The sequence below is a fragment of the Mesorhizobium sp. CNPSo 4688 genome (assembly GCF_057784295.1).
Window position 1 is genome coordinate 1 of sequence record NZ_JBWLUY010000053.1, and the last position, 7036, is coordinate 7036.

Sequence of the window (7036 nt, forward strand, 5' to 3'; positions counted from 1 at the left end):
GGGCGGCTTGAGCGCACGTGGGTTCAAAATCGTCACAGGGGGGACAGATACGCCATTCACGATGGTTGACCTCAGAACGCGTGGGCTGACGGGCGATGTCGCGCAGAAGGCATTAGAAGCTCATGGCGTGACAACGAACCGCAATCTTGTGCCGCAAGACAGGGAGCCACCGAATGTCACCTCGGGGCTCCGGATGGGAACGTCCGCAATTGCAGCTCGTGGAATGGCTGATCCGGAAGCATCTGAACTAGCAGAGATCATTGCCAACGTTTTAGATCGACTTGCAGCGAATCCAGGCCAAGGGCTGGAAATCGACGTAGACATTGCCGAACGAGTGTCGACCCTGGCGCAAACGTTCCCGCTATACCCCACCTAACCAGTGGGGCAAATGTTCCTCCAGCTGTCATCCCTGGCAGTGCCCACACGGTAAGCGGCACAGGATCAGCGTGCACAGAGCGCGGACACTCGGACATGTTCCCTGCAACGCGGCAAACTGCCCTAAACAAGGCCAAACTCAGAGCGGACTACAATATGACTCCGTACGTACTTACCGTATCTTGCAAGTCAACGCGTGGTATTGTAGCTGCGATCTCGACTTTTCTATCAGATCAAGGCTGCAATATCGTTGACAGCTCGCAGTTCGACGACCTAGACACCGGAAAATTCTTCATGCGAGTGGGCTTCATCTCGGAAGAAGGTGTCCTGGCGCCGCAATTGAAGGAGAGCTTCAAGCCGATCGCGGATAAATTTGAAATGAAGTCGGAGCTGTTTGACGGCGAAAGCAGGATGAAGGTCCTGCTGATGGTGTCTCGCTTCGGCCATTGTCTGAACGATCTGCTCTACCGATGGAAGATCGGCGCTCTGCCAATCGACGTCGTGGGGGTCGTCTCCAACCACTTCGATTACCAGAAGGTGGTCGTCAATCACGACATACCCTTCCATCACATAAAGGTAACCAGGCAAAACAAGCCGCAGGCAGAGGCTCAACTCATCGAAGTTGTCGAACAGACCGCAACCGAGTTGATCGTGCTTGCCCGCTACATGCAGGTTCTGTCGGATGCTCTTTGCAAGCGGATGTCTGGCCAGATCATCAACATCCACCATTCTTTCCTGCCGAGCTTCAAGGGTGCCAACCCATACAAACAGGCTTACGAGCGTGGGGTGAAGCTGATCGGTGCCACGGCGCATTACGTCACAGCCGATCTCGACGAGGGGCCGATTATCGAGCAAGACACAGTTCGCGTCACACATGCACAAAGCCCAGAAGATTACGTCTCGCTGGGCCGCGATGTGGAGAGCCAGGTGCTGGCGCGCGCTGTCCATGCGCATATTCATCACCGCTCTTTCATCAACGGCAATCGCACCGTCGTCTTCCCGGCAAGCCCCGGCAGCTTTGCGTCAGAACGGATGGGGTAGCCCTTTGGCCCATATCGTCGACGGTAAGTCCGTAGCGGCATGTGCCGATAATGCGGCGGAAGATTTCTTCGGGGGAATGGCATGAAGGTTGTGGTGCTTGGGGCCGGCGTTGTCGGAACGGCGGCCGCCTACTATTTGGCCGCCGATGGCCATGAGGTCACCGTCATCGAGCGCCATCCGGCGCCTGCGCGCGGCACCAGCCAGTCCAATGCCGGCCTGGTGTCGCCGGGCGACGCCACCGCCTGGGCCTCACCGGCGGCGCTGAAGACCTTCCTGCGCGGGCTCTGGAACCATGATCTCGGCATCAAGGTGCGGCTGCGCTTCGATCCCTATTTCCTCACCTGGAGCCTGCGTTTCCTGCGCCAGTGCACGGTGGCCCGGCTGCGCGCCAACAGCCAGGTCAAGCTGCGCCTGGCGCTCTATTCGCGCGAGTGCATCAACGCCATCTCCGCCGATACGGGGATCGGCTATGACGAGCGCAAGAAAGGCATCCTCTACTTCTTCCGCTCTCAGCACAGTCTCGACACCGGCACCGACAATTATCGCTATCTGGCCGAGCATGGCCTGCCGATCGAGATCGTCGGCCGCGACCGGCTGATCGAGCTGGAGCCTGGCCTCGCCGGCGCAAAGGACAAGATCGCCGGCGGTGTCTATTCGCCGATCGACCAGACCGGTGATTCCCGGCAGTTCGTGGAAAGGCTTGCCGCTTATTCGGCCGAGAAGCTCGGCGTCAAATTCCTCTTCGGCACGACCGTCGAGGGCCTCGATATCGTGGGCGACCGTGTGCGCGCGGTGATGACCTCGGCCGGACCGGTTGCCGGCGATGCCGTGGTCATCTCGATGGGCCCGGAAAGCGGCCTGCTTGGTCGCCGCTATGGCATCGATCTGCCCGTCTATCCGGTGAAGGGTTACACCGCGACCATACCCCTGGAGGATGAGAGCAAGGGGCCAACCATGGGCGGCGTCGACGAAGACCAGCTGATCGCCTATTCCAGGCTGGGCAACCGCCTGCGCCTCGCCTCGACCGCCGAATTTACCGGCTTCGACCGCACGTTCCAGCCGCGCGACTTCGTCCCCATGTTCAGGACCGGCAAGGAGCTGTTCCCAGGCGCCTTCGATAAGAAGAAAGCCGAACTCTGGGCCGGACTGCGGCCGATGATGCCGAACTCAGTGCCGGTCATCGGCCGGGCGCGTTACAAAAACCTCTATCTCGACACCGGCCACGGCCATGTCGGCTGGACCATGGCCTGCGGATCGGGAAAATTCCTCGCCGACCTAGTCGCCGGCCGCGTCCCGGATATTGATCCGCGAGGGTTGGTCTACAGGAACTGAGGTGCGGGGCAAGTATCCGGACCGCCCGTCGCCATTGGGGCGAAGAGGTCGAGACTGCCCTTTCCGCGACCCAGAGCGAACTCGGTCATGCGGTCAAGCACAAGCCGAACGGGTGCGCCGCGCCGCGCAAGGCTTTGGCGCGCATCCCGAACGCATCGAGGAAGTCCTCAAGCGGAATTCCGAGTCGACTGCGCGGAGCTGGGGAACAGATTGAACAATCTGATGACTTTCTTTGTGAAGGAGCCCACATGCGAGCCAGCATCATCGATGGAAAAGCCTATGCCGATCGTCTTGCCGCACGGATAACTGCCGCTCTGCCAGCCTTCATGGAAAAGGCTGGGCGCCCGCCGGGCTTGGCGGTCGTGCTTGTCGGCAGCGATCCGGCAAGCGAAATTTACGTCCGCAGCAAGGGCCGCAAGACGCGGGAACTGGGCATGGCCGGCTTCCAACACATCCTACCGGAGGAGACGCGCCAGGACAAAATCTTGCGGCTGATCGAAGAATTGAATGCGGACGATGCAGTAGACGGCATCCTCGTACAGTTGCCTCTTCCGGCTCACATTGATGAGCTAACTGTCATCCGTGCGATCGATCCCGACAAGGATGTCGATGGTCTTCACCCCGAAAGCGCAGGTCGTCTGGCCGCCGGGCGACCAGGCCTGATACCCTGTACGCCGCTCGGGTGCCTCATGCTTTTGCGGGACCAGTTGGGCGACCTGACGGGACTTGATGCAATTGTTATCGGCCGCTCGATCCTCGTGGGCAAACCGATGGGACAGCTATTGTTAGGAGCGAACTGCACTGTAACAATGGCGCATTCTCGAACGCGGAGCTTGGCTGACAAGGTGCGACAGGCCGATATCGTAGTGGCGGCAGCGGGACAAGCCGAAATGATCGAGGGAGACTGGATCAGGCCGGGAGCAACGGTGATCGATGTAGGAACCACGAGAGCGGTTTTGGACGGCAAGAAGCGGCTTGTTGGTGATGTGGACTTCGCAGCCGCTTTCGAAAGGGCGAGAGCCATTACACCAGTGCCCGGAGGCGTTGGGCCGATGACGATCATGACGCTAATGCACAACACGATACTGGCGGCACACAACCGCGAAGGGTTTCCGCATTTACAGTTGTGGTAGGTAAAAATCGTGAGAGAGCGACCTATATCCGAAGACACACGCATCGCACCCTATCGTCCACCAAGGTGCCCCCCAAGCCGTTGTATGCCCGCTTCGCTGCCGACCGATGGTCCACGAAATCCCTTCGCCGCTTCCCCTGACCTTTTCTGAACCGCCGGGCGCCGACGTCCCAAGTCCCAAGTCAGACCATTACCGGCCTCGCTCCCCTGCCCTCTCGGCGCACTCACTTACGCGGCATGCAATAGACACCCTCGGATTCCATCAGTACCGCGCCACCCTTCAACTCGCTCAGTGCGCCGACCCACGCTTCGGAATAAGTGCGGCTGGCATCCACGGCGGTCAGCCAGAGTACGCGATTGTCGGCCAGTTCGACTTTAACTTCCTGCTGCAAAGGGCTTGCCTGCATTGGTCTGTTGATAGTGGCGCTTGATTCTGACATTGCCAGCTGGGAACTCGGCTTCGTTGCTGCCGTAGTTCAGCACAAATCCAGTGTGGTCCTCAGCCACTGAGCCACTGCCATCACGCTCACACACGATCTTGGCGGCGGTCTTGCAATCCCATTTCAGTGATGCGGGCCACATAGGATTGTCCACGCTTGAGCGCGGCTTCTCGCTCTGACCAGCCGCCGCGGTCAACGCTGCGCCTGTGTTCAAAATTACCGTGGACACGAGAAGCGCCTTGAACACTACAAACCTCCCTGAATTGCAACCCCATAGTACATGGTCCTGCGTGATCGCCAGGCTCATGGCATGGTGAGATTGAACCAGCTTTTCTGGCGCAAGCCGTTCGCGTCATCATACTCGATGAACCAGGGCTTTCCGCGCATCGGTCGAGAGATAGCGTAGTAGGTGGGGCCATTACCAAGGGCATGCCCTCGATCATTCCCCGCGGTCTGGATTGTTGCCGTCACCACCTTACCGTCGATTTCGATTTCGACCCGACGTAATCCGTCTCCATTACGCCCACCGAGGGCGTTGGTTTTGAAAACGACGGACAACGAGAGCCTATCGGCCGCGATGCGGCAGATGTTTCGTTCTTGACCTAAGCCCGGCCGATCGGATTCGGAGCTGCCAACTGCTTGCCAGCCAGACGTACGATCCTCATACTTCTCAAATCTCGCCGCGCTGGAGTTGGCTTGCGGACAGGTCGGCCAATTACTTCCATCGCCGCAATCAACTTGTAAATTGGCGGGTGGCACGAGGGGGTGCCTTGCCAGTCGCCGGACAGACATAGGAGGACCTGACAGCCCCATTCCGACGCTTTTGATTGGGATGATAGAGCTGCTGCGCCCGCGATAGCGACGGCACCCCCCAGTAGAAATTTGAGTATGGTCATAGCCTTTTCCTCGCTGCAGATTTGACAGTTTACTATGGATGATCCGCGCGAAAAAGGACAGGTCAAAAAAGGCAGGTTTGTGCGAGTACATCGATTTATGAAACGAGATGACGGAGGCGTGGTCAACAACCCGCTGCGCGTCAACGTTGCTCTGACGCTTGAGCGGGAGAGAGCCAGACGCGGCCTATCCCATATGCACATGGCCGAGCTGTTTCGGACCGCCGACGGCGAGAAACTCGCCTACCGAACCTATATTCAGACTGTGCGTCAGAAAAATAATGTCACATTGACGACGCTGCAGATCATGGCAGACGGCTTGGAAGTGTCTGTTGCAGGACTGCTCTCCGGCGGTAAGAAAGTTCCGGAATGGGCGCATCGGTTGGACGAAAATGCGATCCGCAAGCGGCTTTCGCACATCATCGATTTTGAGCGACAACGACGTACTTTGCACCGCTATGAGATGGCCAAACTCATCGGCGTGGCGGAGGCGACATTCACGAAACTGGAACGTGCGAGCGGCAACGTCAGCGTGGACACGATTGCCGCGATCGCCAAGGTGTTGAAACTTGATCCAGCGACCTTCCTCTTTTCCGAAAAAATCCCGCCAGCAGCTGATCTACCTGTTTCCGATCAGCCGGGGAGGTAGGCTTCCTTTCGAGAGCCGATCGAGCCTAGACCCAGCAAACATCGATCGCACTGATGGCAATTTCACATGGGGCCTGATTGCATGCAGGTCAGCTCAGTCCTTCGCATGCAGGGATGTGGCTAGACTGCTCGTCGATAGGTCCAGAGCTGTGCCGGCGGTATGTTGCGGACGACGAAGTCATAGTGGGAAACCACGTAGCGGTCGGGCATCTTTATCACCGGCGACAGAGGCCCATAGGTGATCTGAATCACCGGCCGTCCGGCAGGAATGCGGGCAAGCAGGTCCTCTATCAGGGCAACGCGCTGTTCCATAGGAAAGCTCAACAGCGGGACTGCACTGAGCACACAATCGAACTGTTCACCTTTGCGCTCGCCCAAAACTTCATTCAGCGCAAATGCGTTGCCCAATCTGAAGTCCACGCCCGGGAAGCGTTGCACCAGGCCGTTGTAGAAATTCCTGGAGTATTCGACCGACACCAACTGATGCGGTTTGATGCCCCTCTCCAGGATTGCCTTCGTGATGACGCCGGTTCCCGCACCAAGCTCCAGGACCGGCATTCCGGACCGCGGGTTGATGACGCTTGCCATCCGGCGCGCCGCATAAATCGAGTGGGGATGAGGGCTCCTACGCCCTTCTTGTCCTTCTGCCAGCCTTTGAAGAATTGCACTTCTTCATCAAACCTCTTGCCGAGCAGCTCCTTCAGTCGGAAAACCATATCCACTCCTTGCTTGCGCCCTCACCCTAGGTCATCTGGCAAGCGCGTTGTGGCCAAGCCCTGCGGTATTTGCAAGCCCGTTGCGACTTGCTTGCGTGTTAAAGCCCGACACAGGCGGTCACGAACAGCGAGGGCCTCTTGCGGTCTCAGGGCCACGCGATTTTGCTCTTCGCCCGTGCCCCTCTTCCTTCTTGACTAGCCCGAGCCGACAGCCTATCTCACAGCCGCTTTAGCACTCGGCACCCGTGAGTGCTAACAACGCTCCGGCAACGGACAACCTTTCAATCTCCGCACCAGGGACATCCAAAACATGGCAAAGTCGAAGTTCCGCCCGCTTCATGACCGCGTGGTCGTTCGGCGGGTCGAATCCGAATCCAAGACCGCCGGCGGGATCATCATCCCGGATACGGCGAAGGAAAAGCCGCAGGAAGGCGAGATCATCGCCGTCGGCTCCGGCGC

Annotated in this window: 8 protein-coding genes and 2 pseudogenes; 6 read left to right on the plus strand and 4 right to left on the minus strand. The window is 58.7% G+C overall.

Annotation, left to right across the window (positions count from 1 at the left end; translation table 11 throughout):
• The 4 genes and pseudogenes from glyA to folD form a co-directional block, all read left to right on the plus strand.
• Positions 1-376: pseudogene (gene glyA / locus AC04SH_RS34280) on the plus strand (serine hydroxymethyltransferase); the annotation flags it as partial.
• A 155-nt stretch (positions 377-531) separates the two neighbouring features.
• Positions 532-1416 carry a formyltetrahydrofolate deformylase gene (purU, locus tag AC04SH_RS34285; protein WP_488481840.1) on the plus strand — a complete coding sequence of 295 codons (885 nt, stop codon included), beginning with the start codon at positions 532-534 and terminating at the stop codon, positions 1414-1416.
• 81 nt (positions 1417-1497) lie between these two features.
• The gene (locus tag AC04SH_RS34290; protein ID WP_488481834.1) at positions 1498-2748 is read left to right on the plus strand and encodes a D-amino acid dehydrogenase; all 1251 of its coding nucleotides are present in this window, start codon (positions 1498-1500) and stop codon (positions 2746-2748) included.
• Positions 2749-2996: 248 nt separating this feature from the next.
• Entirely contained in the window at positions 2997-3881 is an 885-nt protein-coding gene (folD, locus tag AC04SH_RS34295) for a bifunctional methylenetetrahydrofolate dehydrogenase/methenyltetrahydrofolate cyclohydrolase FolD (RefSeq protein WP_488481835.1), read from the plus strand.
• 223 nt (positions 3882-4104) lie between these two features.
• Here folD and AC04SH_RS34300 read toward each other — a convergent pair whose 3' ends face one another.
• Genes AC04SH_RS34300 through AC04SH_RS34310 form a run of 3 tightly spaced genes read right to left on the minus strand, consistent with a single transcriptional unit; the run spans position 4105 to position 5079 of the window.
• Positions 4105-4272: a hypothetical protein gene (locus AC04SH_RS34300; protein ID WP_488481836.1), complete on the minus strand. Its 168-nt coding sequence runs from the start codon at positions 4270-4272 to the stop codon at positions 4105-4107.
• Positions 4256-4567: a hypothetical protein gene (locus AC04SH_RS34305; RefSeq protein ID WP_488481837.1), complete on the minus strand. Its 312-nt coding sequence runs from the start codon at positions 4565-4567 to the stop codon at positions 4256-4258. The genes AC04SH_RS34300 and AC04SH_RS34305 overlap by 17 nt, the downstream gene beginning before the upstream one ends.
• 56 nt (positions 4568-4623) lie before the next feature.
• Complete coding sequence (locus tag AC04SH_RS34310) at positions 4624-5079, minus strand: hypothetical protein (RefSeq protein WP_488481838.1); 456 nt, start codon at positions 5077-5079, stop codon at positions 4624-4626.
• Between the two features lie 171 nt (positions 5080-5250).
• Between AC04SH_RS34310 and AC04SH_RS34315 the strand changes: the two genes are divergently transcribed.
• Positions 5251-5862, plus strand: coding sequence for a helix-turn-helix domain-containing protein (locus AC04SH_RS34315; RefSeq protein ID WP_488481839.1), 612 nt, complete (start codon positions 5251-5253; stop codon positions 5860-5862).
• A gap of 119 nt (positions 5863-5981) precedes the next feature.
• Here the strand turns inward: AC04SH_RS34315 and pmtA are convergent.
• A pseudogene (gene pmtA, locus AC04SH_RS34320) lies at positions 5982-6577 on the minus strand (phospholipid N-methyltransferase PmtA).
• Between the two features lie 310 nt (positions 6578-6887).
• On the opposite strand from pmtA, the gene AC04SH_RS34325 reads away from it, so the two are divergent.
• The coding region (locus tag AC04SH_RS34325; RefSeq protein WP_287209018.1) for a co-chaperone GroES at positions 6888-7036 on the plus strand (149 nt) is incomplete at its 3' end.